At 42.3% G+C, this 22,151-nt stretch carries 19 protein-coding genes and 1 pseudogene; 7 read left to right on the forward strand and 13 right to left on the reverse strand.

The window, feature by feature from the left end:
- Nucleotides 1-34 precede the first annotated feature (34 nt).
- From KA717_18680 to KA717_18695, 4 genes and pseudogenes are all read left to right on the forward strand, one after another.
- A pseudogene (locus KA717_18680) lies at nt 35-1,372 on the forward strand (IS5 family transposase).
- A gap of 379 nt (nt 1,373-1,751) precedes the next feature.
- Nucleotides 1,752-2,240 carry a hypothetical protein gene (locus KA717_18685; GenBank protein UXE64323.1) on the forward strand — a complete coding sequence of 163 codons (489 nt, stop codon included), beginning with the start codon at nt 1,752-1,754 and terminating at the stop codon, nt 2,238-2,240.
- 200 nt (nt 2,241-2,440) lie between these two features.
- Nucleotides 2,441-2,698, forward strand: coding sequence for a hypothetical protein (locus tag KA717_18690; protein UXE64324.1), 258 nt, complete (start codon nt 2,441-2,443; stop codon nt 2,696-2,698).
- Nucleotides 2,692-3,000, forward strand: a complete 309-nt coding sequence (locus KA717_18695) for a putative toxin-antitoxin system toxin component, PIN family (GenBank protein ID UXE64325.1) — start codon at nt 2,692-2,694, stop codon at nt 2,998-3,000. The genes KA717_18690 and KA717_18695 overlap by 7 nt, the downstream gene beginning before the upstream one ends.
- Here KA717_18695 and KA717_18700 read toward each other — a convergent pair.
- Together KA717_18700 and KA717_18705 are read right to left on the reverse strand one after the other, a co-directional pair.
- Nucleotides 2,997-3,875 (reverse strand): ISKra4 family transposase, encoded by an 879-nt coding sequence (locus KA717_18700; protein UXE64712.1) that lies wholly within the window; start codon nt 3,873-3,875, stop codon nt 2,997-2,999. The genes KA717_18695 and KA717_18700 overlap by 4 nt on opposite strands.
- Nucleotides 3,863-4,105 (reverse strand): hypothetical protein, encoded by a 243-nt coding sequence (locus KA717_18705; GenBank protein UXE64326.1) that lies wholly within the window; start codon nt 4,103-4,105, stop codon nt 3,863-3,865. Before KA717_18705 ends, KA717_18700 begins: the two co-directional genes overlap by 13 nt.
- 48 nt (nt 4,106-4,153) lie before the next feature.
- Between KA717_18705 and KA717_18710 the strand changes: the two genes are divergently transcribed.
- A complete protein-coding gene (locus KA717_18710) occupies nt 4,154-4,303 on the forward strand; it encodes a hypothetical protein (GenBank protein ID UXE64327.1) in 150 nt (49 codons plus the stop codon).
- Nucleotides 4,304-4,357: 54 nt separating this feature from the next.
- Here KA717_18710 and KA717_18715 read toward each other — a convergent pair whose 3' ends face one another.
- Nucleotides 4,358-5,209, reverse strand: coding sequence for a hypothetical protein (locus KA717_18715; protein ID UXE64328.1), 852 nt, complete (start codon nt 5,207-5,209; stop codon nt 4,358-4,360).
- Between the two features lie 46 nt (nt 5,210-5,255).
- Nucleotides 5,256-6,914 carry an ATP-binding protein gene (locus KA717_18720; GenBank protein UXE64329.1) on the reverse strand — a complete coding sequence of 553 codons (1,659 nt, stop codon included), beginning with the start codon at nt 6,912-6,914 and terminating at the stop codon, nt 5,256-5,258.
- A 703-nt stretch (nt 6,915-7,617) separates the two neighbouring features.
- Between KA717_18720 and ribBA the strand changes: the two genes are divergently transcribed.
- Entirely contained in the window at nt 7,618-9,300 is a 1,683-nt protein-coding gene (gene ribBA, locus KA717_18725) for a bifunctional 3,4-dihydroxy-2-butanone-4-phosphate synthase/GTP cyclohydrolase II (protein ID UXE64713.1), read from the forward strand.
- 97 nt (nt 9,301-9,397) lie between these two features.
- Here ribBA and KA717_18730 read toward each other — a convergent pair whose 3' ends face one another.
- The 6 genes from KA717_18730 to KA717_18755 all read right to left on the reverse strand — a co-directional run bounded on the left by KA717_18730 (nt 9,398) and on the right by KA717_18755 (nt 16,506).
- Complete coding sequence (locus KA717_18730; protein UXE64330.1) at nt 9,398-11,569, reverse strand: glutamine synthetase III; 2,172 nt, start codon at nt 11,567-11,569, stop codon at nt 9,398-9,400.
- A 304-nt stretch (nt 11,570-11,873) separates the two neighbouring features.
- Nucleotides 11,874-12,926: a TOBE-like domain-containing protein gene (locus KA717_18735; GenBank protein ID UXE64331.1), complete on the reverse strand. Its 1,053-nt coding sequence runs from the start codon at nt 12,924-12,926 to the stop codon at nt 11,874-11,876.
- Between the two features lie 219 nt (nt 12,927-13,145).
- Nucleotides 13,146-13,955, reverse strand: a complete 810-nt coding sequence (gene cysW, locus KA717_18740; protein ID UXE64332.1) for a sulfate ABC transporter permease subunit CysW — start codon at nt 13,953-13,955, stop codon at nt 13,146-13,148.
- Nucleotides 13,942-14,802 (reverse strand): sulfate ABC transporter permease subunit CysT, encoded by an 861-nt coding sequence (cysT, locus tag KA717_18745; GenBank protein ID UXE64333.1) that lies wholly within the window; start codon nt 14,800-14,802, stop codon nt 13,942-13,944. Before cysT ends, cysW begins: the two co-directional genes overlap by 14 nt.
- A 294-nt stretch (nt 14,803-15,096) precedes the next feature.
- Nucleotides 15,097-15,405 (reverse strand): NIL domain-containing protein, encoded by a 309-nt coding sequence (locus tag KA717_18750; protein UXE64334.1) that lies wholly within the window; start codon nt 15,403-15,405, stop codon nt 15,097-15,099.
- 60 nt (nt 15,406-15,465) lie between these two features.
- The gene (locus tag KA717_18755; protein ID UXE64714.1) at nt 15,466-16,506 is read right to left on the reverse strand and encodes a sulfate ABC transporter substrate-binding protein; all 1,041 of its coding nucleotides are present in this window, start codon (nt 16,504-16,506) and stop codon (nt 15,466-15,468) included.
- A gap of 231 nt (nt 16,507-16,737) precedes the next feature.
- Between KA717_18755 and KA717_18760 the strand changes: the two genes are divergently transcribed.
- A complete protein-coding gene (locus tag KA717_18760) occupies nt 16,738-17,490 on the forward strand; it encodes a Crp/Fnr family transcriptional regulator (protein ID UXE64335.1) in 753 nt (250 codons plus the stop codon).
- A gap of 99 nt (nt 17,491-17,589) precedes the next feature.
- Here the strand turns inward: KA717_18760 and KA717_18765 are convergent, their stop codons facing one another.
- The 3 genes from KA717_18765 to KA717_18775 are packed head-to-tail and all read right to left on the reverse strand — an operon-like array spanning nt 17,590 to nt 22,044.
- Nucleotides 17,590-18,804: a type II secretion system F family protein gene (locus KA717_18765; GenBank protein ID UXE64336.1), complete on the reverse strand. Its 1,215-nt coding sequence runs from the start codon at nt 18,802-18,804 to the stop codon at nt 17,590-17,592.
- A gap of 42 nt (nt 18,805-18,846) precedes the next feature.
- The gene (locus KA717_18770) at nt 18,847-19,965 is read right to left on the reverse strand and encodes a type IV pilus twitching motility protein PilT (protein ID UXE64337.1); all 1,119 of its coding nucleotides are present in this window, start codon (nt 19,963-19,965) and stop codon (nt 18,847-18,849) included.
- A 60-nt stretch (nt 19,966-20,025) separates the two neighbouring features.
- Nucleotides 20,026-22,044: a GspE/PulE family protein gene (locus KA717_18775; protein UXE64338.1), complete on the reverse strand. Its 2,019-nt coding sequence runs from the start codon at nt 22,042-22,044 to the stop codon at nt 20,026-20,028.
- Between the last annotated feature and the right edge of the window lie 107 nt (nt 22,045-22,151).

Raw genomic sequence — 22,151 nt, forward strand, 5'->3', positions numbered from 1 at the left:
CTCAAAACCATTGCATTAAGAAGAGAGAAAGCAGATGTACCGAAAGCAACAGTACTCAATTGAAACACCAGAAAACTTGAAAAATCTGTTCGGCGGGCAGTTAGACGAAGAAAATCGTTGGATAGAAATGTCAAAAATGATTCTTTGGGAAGAATATGAGGAAGAATATGCAAAAAACTTCACAGAAAAAAAAGGAGCCCCAGCCAAATCATTTAGAATGGCATTAGGAGCATTAATTATCAAAGAAATTTCAGGAAAAAGTGACAGAGAAACAGTAGAACAAATAAAAGAAAACCCTTATTTACAGTACTTTATAGGAATGGAAAGCTATAGTAGCAAAGAAGCATTTAATGCGTCAATGATGGTTCATTTTCGTAAAAAAATAGGAATGGAATTAATAAATAAAATTAATAAAGAAATAGAAAAAAAAGCGACGGGTGTAGCGTCAGAAAAAAAAGAAAATGAAGGAAAGTTATTGTTAGATGCGACTTGTACACCAGCAGATATAAAATATCCAACGGATATAGGAATATTGAATGATGCCAGAGAAAAAACAGAAAAAATAATAGATAAGCTGTATGAAGAAATAAAAGAGAAAAGGAAAGAAAAGCCGAGGACTTATAGGGAAGTGGCAAGAAAAGAGTACTTAGCCATAGCAAAAAAACGTCGTGTGTCAAAAAAAGAAAGAAGAAAAGGAACAAAAAAACAACTAGGATATATAAAAAGAAACTTGTCTGATATAGAAAAAATGATAGAAGAGGGAGCAAAGTTAGAAAAACTAACGAAAAAAGAGCAAGAAGAGCTTGTAACGATAGGAAAAGTGTATGAGCAACAGTTAGAAATGTATGAAAAAAAGACAAATAAAGTAGAAAACAGAATTGTGAGTGTAAGCCAACCTCACGTGCGTCCAATAGTGCGTGGAAAAGCGGGAAAAGCAGTAGAGTTTGGAGCTAAAATATCGGCAAGTAATGTGAATGGCTTTGTCTTCTTAGACAAATTAAGTTGGGATAATTACAACGAATCGGGAGATTTACAAGCGCGAATAGAAGAATATAAAAGGGAAACAGGATGTTATCCGGAATCGGTTCATGTGGATAAAATCTATCGAACAAAAGCGAATCGAGCTTATTGTAAAGAAAGGGATATAAGAATGAGTGGTCCCCGATTGGGAAGACCGCCGAAAGAGGTGAGCAAAGAAAAAAAGAAAGAGGCACGCTCAGATGAAAGAGTGCGTAATGCCATTGAGGGTAAATTCGGACAGGGAAAGAGGAAATTTAGTCTTGGTCGAGTGATGGCCAAACTACCTGAGACCTCGGAAACGGTAATTGCGATGAACTTTTTGGTAATGAATCTTTCTACTCTACTTCAGAAGACAAAAAGTAAAAAGTTGTAGAGTCGTTTTTCTTGTGAAAAATGGTGTTAATTTTCCTCTCTTTTGTGAGGAGTGATTTGTGTTGACCTTTTTAGACAGAAAGGAACAATAGATTAAACAAAATCTGTATTTTGATTTGTTTCCATAAGGATAAGTTATCTATGCTTTTTCAGTCCATACTTCCCTAACCCACATTTCTTTCGTTTTTTGACTTTTTCAGCAAGCCCGACTTAAGTCTCTTCTTCACAATAAATAGAATTTTGTGAAAATTCAAGAATTTTTTTGAATATTTACGAAAAAAAACGATATCATCATAGACAAGCGATCGCCGCCAGGTGTTCTCCCTTGCCTTTATCAACCACAAAAAGATGGTGTTACCATGAAAAGATTTCTCTTTTTAGTATTTTTGCTCGAACTAAGTTTTGTCAAGACTATGCCTGCTAACTCACAAGCAAAATGGGGCGACAACCCTGAAGCCAAAAACTGTTCGGACTCTATCTCTGGCTTAATGCTCAATAGTGGCTGCAATGCCTCTAAACTAGCTCAAGAGAAACTCTGCAAATATAAGGATAAAAACTACCTTGTTGGAGAGATTTATCTGAAGGCAACGACAATATTAGAGGATGTCTATTTTATCCAGCTCGAAAATGGGGACAAATTTTCTACAACCAAAGGGAAAGGCGATATTGGTGATCCGGTTCTTGCGATCAAACAAAGCGGCGATTATTATGTCGAGAAGTTTCAGCCTAAATGGATTGCTGCTCTGCCAGGAGTTAATTTATCTGATCGCAAGATCAATAGTGTCATCAGCCGTTATTTGGAGAAGGGCGAAACAACTGATTCTTTTTGTCCGACAGTATCAAAGTAATGGTTTTAGGTTATACTCTAACTAGCTATAACTTACAACTTTCATTAAAATGCTTTACTCCCCCTAAATCATCCTAAAAAAGGGGGACTTAATTCTAAATTTCAAAAATCTAGATTTGCTACACTAAGAATCTTATTCCTTAAAAAGGGGAAGTTGTTTGAATTTGCAAGGGGTCTAATGACTTCAAATAGGAGGTAAAAATGATTGTTACGATTAGTCAAAATGGTATTTTAGAATTGCCATTAGCGTTGCAAGAGCAACTTCACGAAGGAGATAAGTATAAAGTTTCGATGACTGACACTTCTATTGTTTTGGAGAAGGTTTCTCAACCCTTGACTGTCGAGGAATGGTTTCAGCGAGTGGAGGAATTAGGCCCCGATCCTGATCAACTTAGTCTTGAAGAAATCTGTGAAATCGTCAAGGAAGTTAGGCGAGAAAGGCGCACTCAGCAATGCTAAAAGTTGTCCTAGATACGAATGCTTGGGTTTCTGCTTGGTTGTGGGGCGGTGTTCCCAGTCGTATTTTGCTGCTCTGTAAAAGTCGGAGGTTGACTATTTTTGCCTCGGAGGTTTTATTAGGAGAAATTAAGGGAGTGTTTTCTCGGCCTAAGTTTCGGAAAGTCCTTGAGCGTCTTGATGGTAATGTGGAACAGCTTATGTTAGCGACTCGCCAGTTGGTAACTATTTGTCCTAATTTGATGATTACTTGTCCACAACTACGCGATCCTTATGATCTGATTGTGTGGGTGCATCCCACTTAAGATAATACATTGACACTCAAAAGAGGAGAGTGATTGAGATAAGCACATCGTAGCCGAAGAATACGAGAAACATTATGAAGATGCCAACGTGCTCCCGACAATTTAACCCTAGCTCCCACCTGTTTAATCTTAGACTCCACATCACCAGAACCAATCACAATACCAAGCTGTTGATAGTATTGGTAATCAGGGATACGCTGATAATGCTTCGTCAAATAGGCTTGAAAATTCTTTGCCCTCTTGCTTTTGACTCCATCAAACGCATCTATTGCCTTGTTCACAAAACCCCGCCACAGTAAATGCTCCACTGCTTCTAGCCGTTTGAGAGAGCCACCCACTTTGAACAGATTCTCCTTGAGATGATACCAATCCAACACCTCTCGTCGTATCAGCCACGATTGAGTGGCGAAACTCTCTACCGCATTCCAGATTGCGGGATGACCATCTCCCAAAAAGGTCACTATTGGGGACAAAGGTTGAACATTGCTCCAATTCTTTAAGCCCTCTGGGTCTTGGAAAAAGGCTTCACAGACATTGCCATGAAGACTCACCAGTTTATAATCTCGCCACTGTCCCCCTTCCTTCTCCTCGCCCCGCAGACAAATCTTTCCCCCATCTATACTGACCCCCGCACTCTCTGACTGAGCTTGAGCTAAGGGCAGTTCTGTCCGTTCTACCAAGCGATGTAAACTGCTATGTCCTACTTTTATCCCCATCAACTCCTCTATATCTTCTTCTGCTTGTTGGTAGGATGTTTTCGCACTGGCTCTTAGACAGCATTTCTCTAAACCTGGACTTAAGACGATTTTTGGCGACACCTTTAGTTTTCTGGCTTGTTTTTGGCTTATTTCCACTTCTCCGACTAGGGTTTTGATTTTTCGCTTGTTTCCAGACCGTTTTTTTCCCCCTTCTGAAAAAAAAACTCCCCCATTGTTGGCCCCACAATTTCTAACATCTGGGTTCTGACTTCTACTTCGATGCTTCCAAAGTCCTTCTGTTTCTCTGGTTCCGTATATTTGCGCAGGATACGGGCTGATTCGGTGAGATGCTGTTTTAACAGTGCTTTTTCTTCTGGGGGAATCGGTAACATACTTTTTTCGCTCATCAGTTTTTTTCCATTTTACCCCAGATTCTATGTACTACTTTATCCGGGATGTACCCGATTGTGTTGGGGGCGGCCCAAGCGGCTCAGGTGGAGGTGATTGTCACAGGGGATAAGGATTTGCTGGTTTTGGCAAATTTTGAAGGTATTGAAATTTTGAGTCCTCAAGGTTTTTTGGACTGTTATTTGTTTCAGGAATAAGATAATTTGAATGAAGTTTTTTGTTGATAAAAAATAGTGACAAGTTTTTTGCGATCATTGTGGGTCAGTCTTTGTGGTGGCAGATGAATCACAGCCGTCACCGTCAATACAGATATAGGTAAATTTATCTCCAGTTTTTTTTGCTTGAACAATATACCCGACTAAATTGGGGGACGCACTTATATCTCGATCGCCTTTTTCGGTAAAGCGAACTGTTCCCGTTGCGGCTTGGTCGGCTGGTATTACTACATTTTTAAGAGCGTCAGAAACAGCTTCACGATTTTTATGAATATCTTGGTCACTAGAAAAGTTAAGGGTATCAAGGGCTGCCATTAGAGCCAAAGTAGCGTCATAAGCCATAGCTGAACGCCAGTTTAGTCCATCTTTCTCCCCGATAAATTTAGCTTTGTAGCTATTGACATAATTTTGGACATATCCATTGGAGTTTTCTTGATGCCAAGGTGCAACAAGGGTTAACCTATTATCAATGCCTTGAACAGAAGCCCAACTTATATCTGACTGAATATCTGTATTAAGAGAATCGTTACCGAATAAACCTTTTTTGTTAAATTCTGACTCTTTAAAGATTTCAGCTAGTTTCCATGAGGCGAATTTAGTATCTGTTGAAGCAGCTAACAAAAGTGAATTATAGTTATCTTTGGTGAATTTTTCTTTTATCAACTTTTGTTGATCATCAACTTTAACAGATGTGCCATTGGAAACAGGGAGTGAACATTGGTAATCAAAGTTTGCTTGACCATTCATATTAGAATTATGTTTGTCCTTAACTTGATAGATAGCTCCAAAGCCTCCACTACCAACTTTTTCAACAATCTCAAATCGATCTGTAATTTTGCTGCTAAGTCCTAGCAGTCTTCCGAGATTATTAACTTCTTGGGCTGTCATCAAATTTTCTCCTGAATAATTGTAATGTTTTGAAAATGGTGTTTTCTTAAATGTGATTAAACAAAACTTTCTCCAAATTAGCTTGAATCATCTTTAGATTTTTTTGCAGTAATGAGTTTTTGCCATGAGATTGTTCTAATTCTTTAAAAAAATCGAGCCAGTAATGGTGTGAATTTTCCTTTAAAAACTCTCGCAAAATCAAGCGAATCTGCCTATCTGTCAACTTGCTAATATCAAAATGACTCAACAAGAAGTAATCAGAATCTTCCTGCATTTCCTTAACAAAAACTTGACCTAAAGATTTTAGGGTACATTCCTGTATCACGGGTTGTAAGGAAAAATAACCATTTTGAAGTTTCTCAATCAAAAAACGACTCTTGAGAGAAAGCATCGCAGAAATAACTGTATCCGTCTCAATAAGATCATCGGGGATTGATGCCTGGCTCAAATCACTAAGCGATTGCTTACCCTGAGTAGCAAGATAATATAGTAAATGCCGCTCAACTGAGGTTAAAATCTCCAATTGTCTCTGAATCAAATTACTAAAATTTTGGATCATCTCCGTCAGACTAGACTGATTTATAAAATTATTGATATTGCCTCCCCATAAATCATTGATAATTGGTTTTAAAAACTTTAAAGCTAAAGGGTTATAACCATAAACACGAATGAGATCACGCCAGCCGACTAGCTCGTTTTCAGTGGTTTCTTTTGCCCCTAAAAACTCCAGTGCATTTTCTTCAGTAAAACCAGACAGGTCTAATGTTCTAGTCGGAAGTGTATCTGCCGTTAGAATCTCTCGTGGCTTTTCTCGACTTAATACTAATAAGCAACTGGTATGTAATTCACTTGCTAAACGTTTCAACAATAGTCCGTAGGGTTTGTGATGGGGTTCATAGTCGCCAGCAAAATCTCCTTTTAATAAAACCTGATCAAAATTATCTAAAATTAAAAGACAGCGTGCATCCCGCAAGACGACAAGTAAACGATCCAATGTTTGATTGACAAGGTTTTGGTAATTTAATTTTTGCTCATCTGTAACTTTTCGGAAAACCTTTTTAATTTCCTCATATTTTCCCTTCAGTTTATTAATTAACTCATTCATTTCTGAGTCTAAAGCCTCTGGTTCGATCCACTCTAACCAGTCCTTTACTAAATCTGCAAAACAGGAATCTCCATTCAGCGATCGCCAAATCACTCGATCAAACTCCCGTCCATATTTAGTAGAAAACTTAGTTCCCAGAAAAGTTTTTCCCATTCCAGGTAAAGCATGAATACCAACCAAACGACATTTTTCTGTTAGCACCCACTCGTTAAGATCTTTTAACTCTTTTTCTCGACCAATAAAATTTGCAACATCAATCCGCTCTTGCCAGGATTCCCGTTCCCGTTCAGGAATAGATAAAACCGAAGTTTTCGGAAATCCAATAGAAACTTCTGCATTAACCAGATCAGGACGATGTTCCAAAAATAAAGCAGTTAAAAGATCTCGACGACGACGTTTAATGCCGTCAATCTCGCCAGGAATCTCAAATAAATCACAGAGATTTTCAATATGCTTACGAATCGTCGTCACGGCTGATTCCATTTCCAACGAGATCTCATCATCTTTCTTGCCCTGAAGTAATTGCAAAATAACGTGTCTGGGCTTCGGCGTAATGCCTGAAAAACGCCTGTCAAACTCTTTGCTCGTCATTCGTACCATAAAAATGCACGTTTCAATAGTTTTCTTCTCGGTTTCCGATTATAGAGTGTAATCACAAAATTCGCAAGACTTCTTGTTACAACTTTTCTCTCTCACTTATTCACGATGTCCCTAATCCTTAGCCTAAAAGCTGATTGCAATGAATGAGCAGCCTAAAACCCAAGCATCCTCCCTTAGCCCCGTGAAGATCACCAAGCTACTTTTCATTCTGGTAGTTGTTATTACTCTTACTTTATTCGTATAATTCACTTAATGTATTCGCGTGAGGACTAATCCGTGAGACTATTACTCCCATTGACAACCAATGTCCTTCCACACAAACCTTTAGGGCTAACACAATCTCTCGTTGCAGAGCGTTTTGCCAAGGCTATCTCGACTCTGAAACGCGCAAGGGAATTTATCGAAATTGGCCTAGGGTTGCTTTCCCTCGTCATAATTAGCCCTCCCATCGGGATAATCATGGGGACACTGATCGTGAATTTGATTTTAGTAAAAGATCTTAATGAGTACAACCAACTAGTTATACTATCTCATGGTGGCTTAATAATCGCCCTAGTTTTCTGTATTATTTTCAGTTAACGACTCAAAAGCGATCGCTGCCTTCACAATTTTAATATAACTTAACTTATCGGGGGAGAAGCCGTTACAATCAAGTTACAATAGATCTAGCCCTAAAGCAGCCAACCTAAAAGAAAATTTGCTAGTGCAACCCTCTCCTTCCTTACCCATAGCCTTTGACGGGATCGATGCCGCCCTCGCCGAAATTAAAGCCGGTCGTCCCATTGTCGTAGTAGATGATGAGAATCGAGAAAATGAGGGGGATTTGATCGGTGCAGCCCAGTTTGCCACGCCCGATATGATTAATTTTATGGCGGTGGAGGCCAGAGGACTGATTTGTTTGGCCATGAGCGGTGATCGCCTCGATGCCTTGGATCTACCATTGATGGTGACGAAGAATACTGATAGTAACCAAACTGCCTTTACCGTTAGTATTGATGCGGCTCCCCACTTAGGCGTTAAAACTGGAATTTCAGCTGAAGATCGCGCCCGCACGATTCAAGTTGCGATCAATCCCGCGACCCATCCCGATGATCTGACTCGTCCTGGTCATATTTTTCCCATTCGTGCCAAGGAAGGCGGGGTGCTTAAACGGGCTGGCCATACGGAAGCGGCGGTGGATCTCTGTCGATTAGCGGGTTTATATCCGGCAGGCGTTATTTGCGAAATTCAAAATGCCGATGGTTCCATGGCCCGTCTGCCCCAATTATTTGACTACGCCCGCAAACATCAATTAAAGCTAATTAGTATTGCCGATTTAATTAGTTATCGTCTTCAGCACGATCGCTTTGTCCAACGCGAAACGGTTTGTGATTTTCCCAGTCAATTCGGGAACTTTCACCTTTATGCCTATCGCAATCTCTTAGATCAAACCGAACATATTGCGATCGTCAAAGGGGAGCCTGCTGAATTTGCTAACCATCCGGTAATGGTGAGAATGCACTCTGAATGTTTAACGGGAGATGCCTTGGGATCATTACGTTGTGACTGTCAAATGCAATTACACGCGGCTCTTAAAATGATAGAAAGTCATGGTTTAGGGGTAGTAGTTTATCTACGCCAGGAAGGGAGGGGGATTGGGTTAGTCAATAAATTGAAAGCCTATTCATTACAGGATTTAGGTTTTGATACAGTGGAGGCCAATGAACGATTAGGATTTCCGGCCGATCTCAGGGATTATGGCATGGGAGCGCAAATGCTCAATGATTTAGGGATTAAACAAATTCGCCTCGTTACTAACAATCCTCGTAAAATTTCGGGGCTAAAAGGTTACGGTTTGGAAATTATTGAACGGGTTCCCCTCTTAATTGAAGCGAATAGTTATAACTCTGTCTATCTAGCCACCAAAGCCGAAAAACTCGGCCATTTATTATTAAATACCTATCTGATCACTGTCTCCTTAAACTGGCAAAATCCTCTCCGCACTCCCACAGAACGCTATGAAATCCTAGAAAAATTGCGTCATTTAATTCGTCCGAGTCATTTGCAACTGCAAGAAGAAGTCCGCCCCGTGGCGATCGCCCTCTTTGGTAAACAATCTTTAATCTTTCATCTAGGCTTAGATCAATCAAAGGAAGTGGCCAGTCATTGGTATGAAGAAAAAGATCATCCTTTCCGTTTAACGATTTTAGCGTTTCTCGATCAGATTGTGACTTGGCCAAACCTGGCTAGTTTAGAATTTTTATTATCCAACGGCCATGATCCGATGACGGGACTGCAAGTTAGTCTGGAACGCACCCATTATGGACTAGAAGATCTACTGCCCTCTCAACAATTACAAGCTCTGACCACTCAAACCATCTATAGCTATTCCCAAAAAGTGCAGTAGGGTGATCAACAAGTTAATGCTTGATTAACAAGGGGCTTAAGCCCCTTGCCTATATATCGCACACTGAGATCAAGACCCCACAGTTTACTGGGAAATTTTACTTAATAAACAACATTTCCTGATAGGTCGGTAAGGGCCAGAGATCATCCGCCACTTCCCCTTCCAGCGCATCAGCAAAACCGCGAACCTCATCCATCAAGGGACGGATCACATTCACGAGATACTGCATATGTTCTTCCACTGACGCAAAATCATGATTGCCCAAAGCCAAAGTTAATTTGCTCACTTTTTCCATCATTGATTTAGCCAAGGAAGCCACTTTCTCGATATTTTCGATTTCGAGATCAAGGCCGATTTCCTTTAAGCTGAGGGTGGTATTGGCCAGATCCGAGAGATAGCGCAGAGCCGCCGGATAAATAGAGGTTTTGGCAATATCAATCACCAGTTTGGCTTCAACTTCAATGGAGAGAACATACTGCTCGGCGTAGGTTTCATAACGGCTGGCCAGTTCCACCGGCGAAAGCACTCCCAGCTTGGAGAACAGTTCTTCGATGTATGCTTCCTTTAAAACCGGTAAGGCATCGGCTGATGTCCGTAGGTTGGCTAAACCTCGTTCCGCCGCCAGTTTATGCCATTCTTCTGAATAGCCATTGCCATTGAAAATGACTGCACCATGCTCATCCATCACCTCCTTAAGGATGGTCTGAATCGCCGTGTTGAGTTCTGTCCCCTTGCCCAATTCTGCTTCTAATTTATCCCCGATCCAGTTGAGAGAATCTGCCAAAACCGTATTCATGGCAACTAATGGCCCGGCCACTGATTGCCCCGAACCAACGGCCCGAAATTCAAAACGGTTTCCAGTAAAGGCAAAGGGAGAAGTACGGTTGCGATCGCCGGCATCAGTGGGCAGCATGGGTAAAGTATCCACCCCAATATTCATCACCCCCTTACCCTTGGAGCCTGTAATCTCACCTTGACTAATTTGCCCAAAGACATCCTCCAATTGGGAACCCAAATAGACAGAAATGATCGCTGGCGGAGCTTCATTGGCCCCTAGGCGGTGATCATTACTGGCGGTTGCTACCACTGCTCGTAACAATGGCCCGTATTTGTGAACTCCGCGAATAACCGCACCACAAAAAACTAAAAATTGGGCATTGGAGTGAGGGGTGTCGCCTGGATCTAACAAATTACCTTGAGTCGCATTGCCCACCGACCAGTTAACGTGTTTACCCGAACCATTGACCCCTTTAAAAGGTTTTTCGTGGAATAAACAAATAAAACCGTGCTTTTTAGCTGTATTACGCAGAACCGTCATCAATAACTGCTGATGATCAGTGGCCACATTAGCTGCTTCAAAAAAGGGTGCAATTTCAAACTGGCCTGGAGCCACCTCATTATGTCGGGTTTTGGCAGGAATACCGAGTTTATATAATTTTTCTTCCACATCTTGCATATACACCTGAACCCGCTCAGGAATAGCCCCAAAATAATGATCGTCAAATTGTTGACCTTTGGCGGGGGGCTTGCCAAACAGGGTACGGCCAGAGAGGAGGATATCAGGACGACTATTGGCAAAATTGGCATCCATCAGAAAATATTCCTGTTCTGCGCCACAACTAGAGTTAACAGGAGAAACTTCTGTATTGCCCAGTAGTTTTAAAACTCTAGTAGCCGCTTTATTCATCGCCGCATTGGAGCGCAAAAGAGGCGTTTTTTTGTCGAGAGCCTCCCCTGTCCAGGAGACAAAGACGGTGGGAATACAGAGGGTGGAACCATTATCCGTTTCCATCACAAAAGCGGGACTGGTGACATCCCAAGCCGTATAACCCCGTGCTTCCGAGGTGGAACGAATACCGCCATTAGGAAAGGAGGAGCCATCGGGTTCCCCTTGCACTAGCACTTTGCCGGAAAATTCTGAAATGACGGAACCATCGCTTTGAACAGAGATAAAACCATCATGTTTTTCTGCCGTGGCATTGGTCAGTGGATAGAAGACGTGGGCATAGTATAAGGCTCCTTTGGCGATCGCCCAGTCCTTCATCGCCACAGCTACAACGTCAGCAACGGAAATATCTAGCGTTTGACCGGTTTGAATCGTCTTTTTTACCGATTTAAAAACTTCTTTGGGTAGGCTCTCTTGCATCTTGCCTAAAGTAAAAACATCCGAGGCCCAGAGTTCTTCCAACCGTTTTGGTGCTTTGGGCGGCATCGGCTCTCGGTTGGTAATTTGATAAATTGCTTGCAGACGCGATTCGTTTCCGCTCATAGTTGTCTCCACTCCGGATTTTAAACCTGAATGATTCTACTTAAGATCCGAATAAGGTTTCGTTGCGAAAACTACCGAAAGTCCAAAATGCTGGGATTATTTTCTGAATTAAATTAGTTCAAATCCCCCAAGGCTATAGTATAGTCTATTTAAACTGTTTTTGTGTCAATTTTTGAACTATTCCCAAAACCACTGATAAAAAAGTCCTCTTTTTTAGAAACAATAAGTAAGGGGTTAAGAGGTAAATCCGTAAGCAAAAATTGTACCTAAGTATTTAAGTTAAGCTTTTATACAATACCAACGCTTAAATCGCATAATTTAAAAAACCATTACTATCAGAAAAAATCTTGGTTTGACGGGGTTTAATAAATACTTTTTGCCCCACACTGAGGTTTAAGGTTGCAAATTGTTCGCGGCTGAGATGGGCAATGATCTCCTCCTGCTCCGACAGAATTAATTCTACTTGGATTTCCCAGCCCAGATGGGTAATGCGTTTGACGATCGCCTGGGTATTAATTTCATCCGCTTCTGTTTTAACTTCAAGATCATGGGGTCGGACAAAGGCAGAATAGGAGGCATGAACTAAGGTCTGACCATCATTGTCGCTGAAATGATTCTGAAGCAAGCTTGTCGTACTGGGTAAGACATTGACTTCGCCAATAAAGCTCATCACAAAAGGTGTGGCAGGATGATCATAAATATCAGCAGGAGAACCAATTTGCTCAATTTTGCCGTGATTCATGACCACAATTTCATCGGCCACTTCCATCGCTTCTTCCTGATCGTGGGTAACAAAAATACTGGTTAAATGAACTTCATCATGCAAGCGTCGTAACCAGGCTCTTAATTCTTTTCTAACCTTGGCATCTAAAGCTCCGAAGGGTTCATCTAATAAGAGAACCTGGGGTTGAACGGCTAAGGCTCTGGCTAAGGCGACCCGTTGTCGTTGACCACCGGATAGTTGGGAGGGATAGCGATCTCCTAATCCTTCTAGCTGAATCAATTCCAGTAATTCCTGAACCCGTTTTTTAACTTCTTTTTTGGGATGTTTGCGGATATCCAGACCAAAGGCGATATTTTGACGAATGGTTAAATGTTTGAAAAGAGCATAGTGTTGAAAGACGAAACCAATATTCCGTTTGCGAATATCAACATGGGTGGCATCCTTACCATTAATAATGATAGTACCTTGATCAGGAGGTTCTAAGCCAGCGATCGCTCTAAGTAAAGTTGATTTTCCTGAACCAGATGGGCCAAGCAGGGCAACTAATTTTCCTTCATTCACTTCTAAATTAATATCAGACAGTGCTTGGTAGCTCCCAAATTGTTTGGCGACGTTATTGATGACAATACTCATAAATTAATAGTGAATAGTGGATAGTTGATAATGAATAGTGGATAATTGATAGTAGATAGTGGATAGTTGATAACAAATAGTTAATAATGAATAGAATTGGGCAATTAACCCCTATTACATCTCCTAAGGCATCTTCCTCAGTTTAAAAAGGCATCTTCCTCAGTTTAAATCCTGAAGGGGACAATTGCGATCTCCTAAAAGTGAATATTGGCCCAATCGTTAATGCCCTTTCCTCCCAGTTCGACGTTCCAGAATTTCTTTCACCACCAGAGTAACAGCCGCTAAGAATGCCAGGATCACTGCCGCACTGAAAGCTGCTTCCGTTTGATAGTTTTTGTATTCCTGCTCCACGAACAGAGGTAGTGTACTGGTTTGCCCCAAGATATTGCCGGACACCACTGATACGGCCCCAAATTCTCCCATTGCTCTGGCATTCGTCAATAGCACGCCATAAAGTAAACCCCAACGAATATTCGGTAGGGTAATACGCCAGAAAATTTGCCAATCTTTAGCCCCCAAGGTACGGGCAGCTTCTTCTTGTTCAGAACCCATTTCTTCTAAAACAGGAATTACTTCTCGTGCCACAAAGGGAAGCGTAACAAAAATGGTAGCAATGACCATGCCAGGCAAGGCAAAAATAATTTTAATATCGGCTGCCTGGAAATATTGACCAATCCAGCCTTTTTGTCCATAAAGCAGTACAATCATTAAACCCGCAACGACAGGAGAAATGGCAAAGGGAAGGTCAACCACACTCAAAAATAAGGCTCTGCCTGGAAACTGATTACGAGCTAAAACCCAGGCGGCGCAAAGTCCAAAAATCGTATTGAGAGGGACGGTAATCAGGGCAATAATGACCGTTAATTTAACCGCTTCAATAAAATTGGAGTCTTGTAATGATGTTAAAAAAGGTTTAATTCCTAGACGAAAAGCTTCATAAAATACTGAGATAGTCGGAATCACTAAAATTAGGGCCAGATAGCCTAAGGCGATCGCGATTAGTCCAATTTTTGGCTTAGTCAGTTGCATAACGACGACCCCACTGTTGTAGTAAATTAATTACTAATAAAAGAACCAAAGAAACCATCAATAAAACGGCCCCAATCACCGTTGCGCCAGTGTAGTCATACTCTTCTAAGCGTTGAAAGACTAAAACTGGTGCAATTAAATCTTGATAGGGAATATTAGAAGCCACTAAAACGACAGAGCCAAATTCTCCCACCGCCCTGGCAAATCCTAAGGCAATACCCGTTAAAATGGGAGGTATTAAGGGAGGAAAAATCACTCGCCAAAAGGTTTGAAATTCGGTCGCCCCTAAAGACCAAGCCGCCTCTTCTGCCTCATCTTCAAGTTCTTGTAAAACAGGTTGTAAGGTTCTGACCACAAAGGGTAAAGAAATGAATAGCATGGCAACAAATACCCCCCAACGGGTGAAGGCAATCTTAATCCCAAAGGGAGCAAATAATTGACCAATCCAGCCCTTTTCACTATAGACAGTTGCCAGCACTAAACCAGCTACGGAAGTTGGTAAGGCAAAGGGTAAATCAACAGCGGCATCTATAATTTTTTTTCCAGGAAATTGATAACGCACCAACACCCAGGCGACAATGGTTCCCATCACCCCATTAATTGAACCAGCCGCTAGAGCCGTTACAAAGGTGACATTGTAGGCCGATAGGGCAATTGACCCTGTAGCTACTTGCCAAAACTCTTCCCATCCCAAGGTTAAAGATTTAGTGACTAGGGCGGTAATGGGTAACAATAAAATAAGTAATAAATAAACAACCGTGATCACCCAGGGAATGGAAACTCTTGACCAAAGCTGGACAAAAAGATTGGTTGATTTGGCTGGCACTTTGTCGGCTAAATTGACCATAATAGACTGGTTATAACGAAATTGAAGATAGATTTTGTATTAGACTCTCCCTGTCACCCTTGATAAGGCTACAGTGTACACACATCTTGAAAAAATACACGCTTTGAGGTTTGATCCCCCTAAATCCCCCTTAAAAAGGGGGACTTAAAACCTTTAATTTGTCTTCCCCCTTTCAACGCTGTTCGTTACGCAAATCTCCTGATCAAAAAACTCAAAGCCATACACAGCAAGCTTTTCATCTTCTCCCCCCTTTTTAAGGGGGGTTGGGGGGGATCGAGACTAAGCAAGGTATTATTACCAACGATCCGTTTCTTGATCAGACTTATCTAGTATTTCTATACCTAATTGAGTAAGATAATCCAAGCCATTGTTGATATCGGTGACACTGCCAGTCAGTAACAAATCAAACCAACCATTGCCTTCTCCATTTGCACCGAGCATGGCGGCCAAAATACTAATTTCTAGATGGTAATTGGATGCTAGTTGAGAAATGATCGGTTCCTGTTGATATTGGCTAGGAATTTGAATACGGATGCGGTTTTGAATGATTGAAATAAGGCGATCGCTTTCCATGACATTGGGATTAAGAGTGTTAATAGACATCGGTTTTATTTTTTAAGATTGACCATGAAAATTGGTACGAAAGCTCACCGCCAAGATTGACTATTTTTTAGCAGTGATTTTGTCAAAAATAGCTCCATCGTCAAAGAACTCGGTTTGTACCTTTTCCCAGCCCCCTAGATCTTGGACAGTAAAGAGATGCTTAACGACGGGGTATTGACTCGCATATTCTTTCGCCACAGTCTGATCAACGGGACGGAAACCTGATTCAGCAAAATCTTTTTGGGCTTCGGGTGTAAATAGAAACTTCACAAAGGCCTCTGCCACTTCACGAGTGCCATGTTTATCGACATTACTATCAACTACAGCCACTGGAGCATCAATGGAAATGTTGTAATCGGTGGGGACAGAATAGGGTTGGTTTTCGCCTTTTTGTTTGGCTAGGATGACTTCATTTTCATAGTTCAGCAACACATCTCCCTGACCCTGTTTATAGAAAACATCACTGGCTTCCCTAGCATCTTTGGGCAGAACGGGGACATTTTGATAAATTTTTTCCAAAAAAGCTTGAGCCTGGGCAGGGGTTCCTCCTGATTGGGTCACAGATCCCCATAGTCCTAGGAAATTCCATCGTGCACCTCCAGAGGTTTTGGGGTTGGCAGTAATCACCTTCAGATTTTTTTCGGCCAGTTCTGACCATTGGGCAAGCTTAAGGTCTGGTTTACGGGTGACAAAGGCCACGACGGATTTGGTGACAATACTGTTATTAGGAGCTTCGGCTTCCCATTTTGGCTCAATTAAGCCAGCTTTTTCAATTTTCTGGACATCAGAACTGAGTGCTAGAGCGACGACATCAGCTTCCAGACCATCCACAACGGCACGGGTTTGAGATCCCGATCCTCCGTAGCTCTGATCAAAGGTGACGGTTTTGCCGGTCTTTTCCTGCCACTGTTTCACGAATTTGGGAATAATTTTTTCGTAGGCATTGCGAGTTACTGCATAGGACACCAGGGTAAGCTTCTGGTTTTCTGACTCCTTACCCCCAGTCTGTGCCGTTTCCTGGTTGCCCCCACAAGCCGACAGTCCTCCGAGCAAGAGAACCGCGATCGCCCATAACGCCCAACCTTTTTCAGCCCTAATCATTGTGACAATCAACCCTCAATCAGAATTAAATCTCAGTGCTTTTGCAGTTTATTTTATTTTGGCACGAATTGCAATTCGTTTAGGCTTTAAATCGAATTTATTTGAATGCAGCATGGCTTTTGTGTCATGATCAGAATCAGAAAAACCTAGCCAAGCCAAAGCATTCAGCTTGTCAAGAACAGGCGAATTCACGAGGATATGACCAATAGCCGCGAAACACAGCCCCCGGACTTGCTGGACAAGTTAATTCAAGAAAACTATCTTTTCCGAGATTTGGAGCGGGATTGGCTGGCCAATTATCTTCCGGTCGAAACTCTGAAGCTCGAAAAACTTTTTTCCAATCGTCCTATCTATACGGCTTTTCTGCCCGATCATTTTTTGGATGTTCTCTATGTCATCCTCGGAGAGGGGTTGGTTATTACTCGTAGTACTCCTCTAGATCGGATTATTGCTATTACCTATGCCGGTGGCTGTTTTGGGATGCGAAGTCTAGATTTTAGCTATGGTCTAGCTCATCAAGCCTTTCCTTGCTTAGTGGAAGCCTACAAAACTACCCATGTTTTAAAAATTCCGAGGGAAAATCTGATTCAACTCTATGACCAGAGTGAAATCTTCCGAGAGCATTATCGAATGTTGTTTGAACTAAGACAAAAATTTGAATATCATTTACTCAATTGCAGTAGTTATCCCCCGCAAGCAGTGGCTGCCCTTCTACGAGCTTTAATTTATCAGGAACGGGAATTAAGTCAGCAACCCGATAGTCAGGGTCATTATGTTCTTGATCTTCCTATTGATGTGATTGCCCGTGCTTGTCAACTTAATCAACGCACCGTCGAGCAGGTGATGAAAGGAATGCAGCAGATCGGCTTAGTAACCTCTCAAAAAGAGGATGGCGATGATATTATTCGTGTGATTGCGCCGGAAGGTCTGAAAGAAGTCTATAGTGCGACGCGAGAAAAGGTTTCTTGGTGGCCACTACGTTGAGGTAATTGCTGGCAGGGCTAAAAATTAAAAACCTAAAAAAAAGACTCTCTGTTTTTTCCAGAGAATCTCTTCTTGGGTTTTGAGTTTTGAGAATTAAAATTAACCCATTTTTTCAAAGATTTTGAACATAGGCAGATACATGGATAACAAGATAGTTCCGACCATACCCGCAATGAAAACCATCATCATCGGCTCAATCACGCTAGTTAAGGCTTTAACGGCTTGTTCTACCTCATCTTCGTAAAAGTCGGCCACTTTCATCATCATTGAGTCTAATTCTCCCGTTTCTTCGCCAATACTAATCATCTGGATGGCTAGGGAGGGAAATACCTTAGAACGTTGCAAGGCTAAACTCATCATGCCTCCCTGTTGAATTTCGTCAACGGCTCCGGCGATCGCATCAGAAATGATTTTATTGGGAATCGTGTTACAAACAATGGTTAGGGATTGAATAATCGGAACCCCAGAACGAGTCAAAGTCCCAAAAACTCGACAAAAACGAGCCACAGCCGTCTTTTCATTTAAAGGGCCAAACATAGGCATTTTTAACATAAACTTATCGACTTGACGACGACCGACATAGGTTGCGTAGTATTTCTTGAAAGCAAAAGAGCCCACACCAACCCCAATAATGGGCAGCACCACGAAAGGACTGCGTAAAAAATCACTCAAATTGAGCATAAATTGGGTTAGGGCCGGTAATTCTGTGCCTAAATCCTTAAAAATTTTGGCAAAGACCGGAATCAGAAAAATGGTCATCCCTAAAAAGGCAACTACGGCTAAAAAACCAACCGCGACGGGATAGGCCATGGCGGACTTAATTTGGTTTTGCAGTCGAGCCATATCTTCTAACAGTTGAGATAGGCGGTTCAGCACTTCATCTAAAACCCCACCAGTTTCTCCAGCTTCCACCATGCTGACGTAGAGGTCATCAAAACATTCGGGGTATTTGGCCATGGATTCGGAGAGATTATTCCCTTGTTGTACTTCTCCACTAATCCCCACCAAAGCTCTTTTTAATTTAGGATTGGGGCATTGTTCTCCTAATACACTTAAGCAACGGACGATCGCCACCCCCGCATTGATCATGACGGAAAATTGTCGGGAAAAAACAGCCTTATCCTTAACTGTCACCTTATTCATCAGGTTTTCTAGGAATTCCAGATTAATGCCCGCACTGGCCTCTTTAATCGTTCCAATCGAGGCATATTGCTGCTTCAGCATGGTACGAGCCTGTTCCGCAGACATGGCATCAATCTTTTTTTGTAGAACCTTGCCTTTTCTATCCTTAACCTGGGCAACAAAGGTAGCCATGATTTTTTCCTTTTAATCAATAAATATGGTAAGGCGGTATTTTTAACGAGCTTTGGTTTTGACAGAAGCAGCAGTCGGAGCAGCCCCCCCCACTAATCGTTGTAATTCATCGGGTCTGGCACTTTTGGAAAGTCCTTCTTCCAGGGAAATGGTTCCAGAAACCACTAGGCTTGCTAAGGCCTGTTCCATGGTTTGCATTCCTAACTTTGCACCAGTTTGAATGGAAGAGTAAATTTGCGGGGCTTTTCCTTCTCGAATTAAGTTGGCGATCGCCGGAGTGATGATCATAATTTCCTGAACCATGGCCCGACCAAATTCTCCTGGTTTAGGGGCTTTTTTCTTCACCAGGTTTTGACTAAAAACTGCCAATAGAGAATTGGATAACATGGCCCGAATTTGAGCCTGTTGGTTGGCCGGAAAAACATCTAACATCCGATCCACAGTGCCAGCCGCCGAGTTCGTGTGCAGCGTGCCAAAGACCAAGTGTCCCGTTTCCGCCGCACTAATCGCCAAGGCGATCGTTTCCAAATCCCGCATTTCCCCCACTAGAACAATATCCGGATCTTCCCGTAGGGCTGCCTTTAAGGCATTGGCAAAACTTTTCGTATCTTCTCCCTTTTGACGTTGGTGAAAAAGACTTTTAATATTAGGAAAAACGTACTCAATTGGGTCTTCAACCGTTAAAATATGTTCAGCGCGAGTACGATTAATCAAATCCAAAATGGCAGCTAAGGTAGTCGTTTTACCCGATCCTGTTTGCCCTGTCACCAAAATTAAGCCCCTGGGGCGTTCCGCCATTTCACGCACAATCGTTGGCAAGCCCAATTGCTCAAAATTAGGAATTTTAGAAGATAAAGCCCGCAGACAGGCGGCATAGCAACCTCGCTCTTTATAGACATTAACCCGAAAACGTGCTAATCCCTTTACGCCATAGGAACAGTCTAACTCCCAGTTTTGTTCTAATTCTTTCCGTTGGGAATTATTGAGCATACTAAAGATCAGTTTTTGGCTGTCCTGGGGAGTTAGAAATTCTTCGTTAATCGGGTTTAACTTGCCACTAATGCGAAAATAAACGGGAGCACCAGCTTGAATGTGCATATCTGATCCCCCCATTTCCACTAACTGTTCCATCAGGTCTTCGATAATGTATTCCACTGCCATGTTGAAAATCTCCTAGGTATAATAGGTAAATTGTTAGATAAAATTTAGGTCAAATTAAAATTAGGAAAAACGCGGGGTCATACAATAGGGACAGTCCAGCCATTCCTGTTGTAACTCAGCATCACAAGTCCGACAAGTTAGGGCACTTTTGCGTTTAGCTCGTAACTCCGATTCTAAGCCCGTATCAGTAAAGGTTACTCGTTCTACTTCGTCTAGAGTCGTGTGGCCTTCTCGCACCAGGTTGAGACTATAGGCCAGTAGCGTCACCATCCCCTCTTCCACCGCACAGTCCTTGATGCGATCAGTGGTTGCCCCTTCATTAATTAAAGCAGCGAGGCGTTCTGAATTACGCATGACCTCATAAACGCCGACTCGTCCTTTATAGCCACTACCATTACATTTGGTACAAAGACTACCGTCAGCACGGGCCTGATGATTTTCCTCTGGTGTTAACGTATTGGCTTTGTAGAAGGTAACTTGTTCTTCATCCGCCGCACTGAGGCCAAAATGGGCTAATTCTTCGCGGCTAGGATGGTAGGCAATCCGACATTGGGTGCAGACTCTTCGCATTAAACGCTGGGCTAAGACTCCTAAGAGCGCGCCTGATACCATAAAGGGTTCAACTCCCATTTCATCTAGACGGGCGATCGCCCCTGCCGCATCATTAGTATGCAGAGTTGTCAGAACAAGGTGTCCGGTTAGAGCCGCTTCAATCGCTGTTTTAGCCGTTTCCTTATCTCGTGTTTCTCCCACTAGAATCACATCGGGATCTTGACGCATAAAGGCACGTAAAATAGACGAAAAATCCATGCCTTTTTCCCGAATAACTTGCACTTGGGTAATTCCAGGCAAGGCATATTCAATCGGATCTTCTGCCGTATTGATATTAACCCCAGGACTGTTTCGTTCTGCTAATACAGAATACAAGCTGGTGGATTTCCCCGAACCCGTTGGCCCTGTCACCAAAAATAAACCATAGGGTCTGGCCGCCAACTCTCGCACCACTTGCAGGGTATCAGCACTGGAAATTAAAAAGTCCAAACCCAACTGTGTTGAGGAATTATCCAAGATCCGCAAACAAACCTTTTCTCCATAACGGCTAGGGATGGTATTGACTCGAAAATCCACGTTGCGCCCTTGATAAACCCGACGAATCTTGCCATCTTGAGGTAGGCGACGCTCGGCAATATCCATATCAGCCATGATTTTGAAACGAGCCACCACCGCCGGCGTAATTTTGCGTGGTAAGGGGTCAAAGGCTTGATGAAGAACTCCATCTTTACGAAAACGAATGCGCAGGGCTGTTTCCTGGGGTTCGACATGAATATCCGATGTTCCCTCTTGTAAAGCTTTCGCCAGAACTTTGTTAACCAGATTAATTACTGGGGCTTGATTAGCTTCATTAGAGTCTAGGGCATCTTCCGTTTCGTCAGAGTTATCCTGAAGTGCGCCATTAAAAGAACCGACAATATCCGTCAGATCGGATAACTTCTCCAGTTCCCGATCCTTTTGTCTTTTTTCCTTGGCTTGTTCAATCTCTCCCTGCATACTATGATACTGTTCTAGCAGTTGTTCATAGTCTTCCTTGGTGATAACTAAACGCCGTAACTCTAAGCCCTTGAAGCGTAAAATTCGTTGTAACTCATCCTGAGCAGCGAGATCATCTGGATCAACCATCGCGACTAAAACACTGGGGGGAGTACCGGCCTGCTTGGCGAGGGGCAGAATTTTGTAGCGGCGACAGGTATCTAGGGGAATTAAATCCATGATTAAGTCCGCCATTTCTCGACTAGCCACCGGACGGATCTCTGGATCTAGGCTATCTACTCCATAGAGAACTTTTAATTCAAAGAGATAATGCTTTTTGTATTGACGTAGTAGTTCTGGCGAAAGGGCATGACCCGTAACGGATTGGATTTCTTCCGGTAGCGATCGCCCCGTCTTCTTCATCTGTACCAGGGCTTGCTGGAGTTGATCTGGGGCAACATGACCGCCCGTAACCAATTTGTTGCCAAAGGGAGAAAAATAATTGCGGAGAGCAACAGCACGGGTATTTTTCTTGGGAGAGGAATAAGCCATAGCAAAACAACCCCAGATCCTAGATCCTTGCATTAGCCAGTATGCCTGACTGGTCACAATAAGTATCTATCGTAACGGTAAAATTCTCCCCAGGGGATCAGGGAATT

It is taken from the genome of Woronichinia naegeliana WA131 (assembly GCA_025370055.1).
Classification (GTDB): Bacteria; Cyanobacteriota; Cyanobacteriia; order Cyanobacteriales; family Microcystaceae; genus Woronichinia; species Woronichinia naegeliana.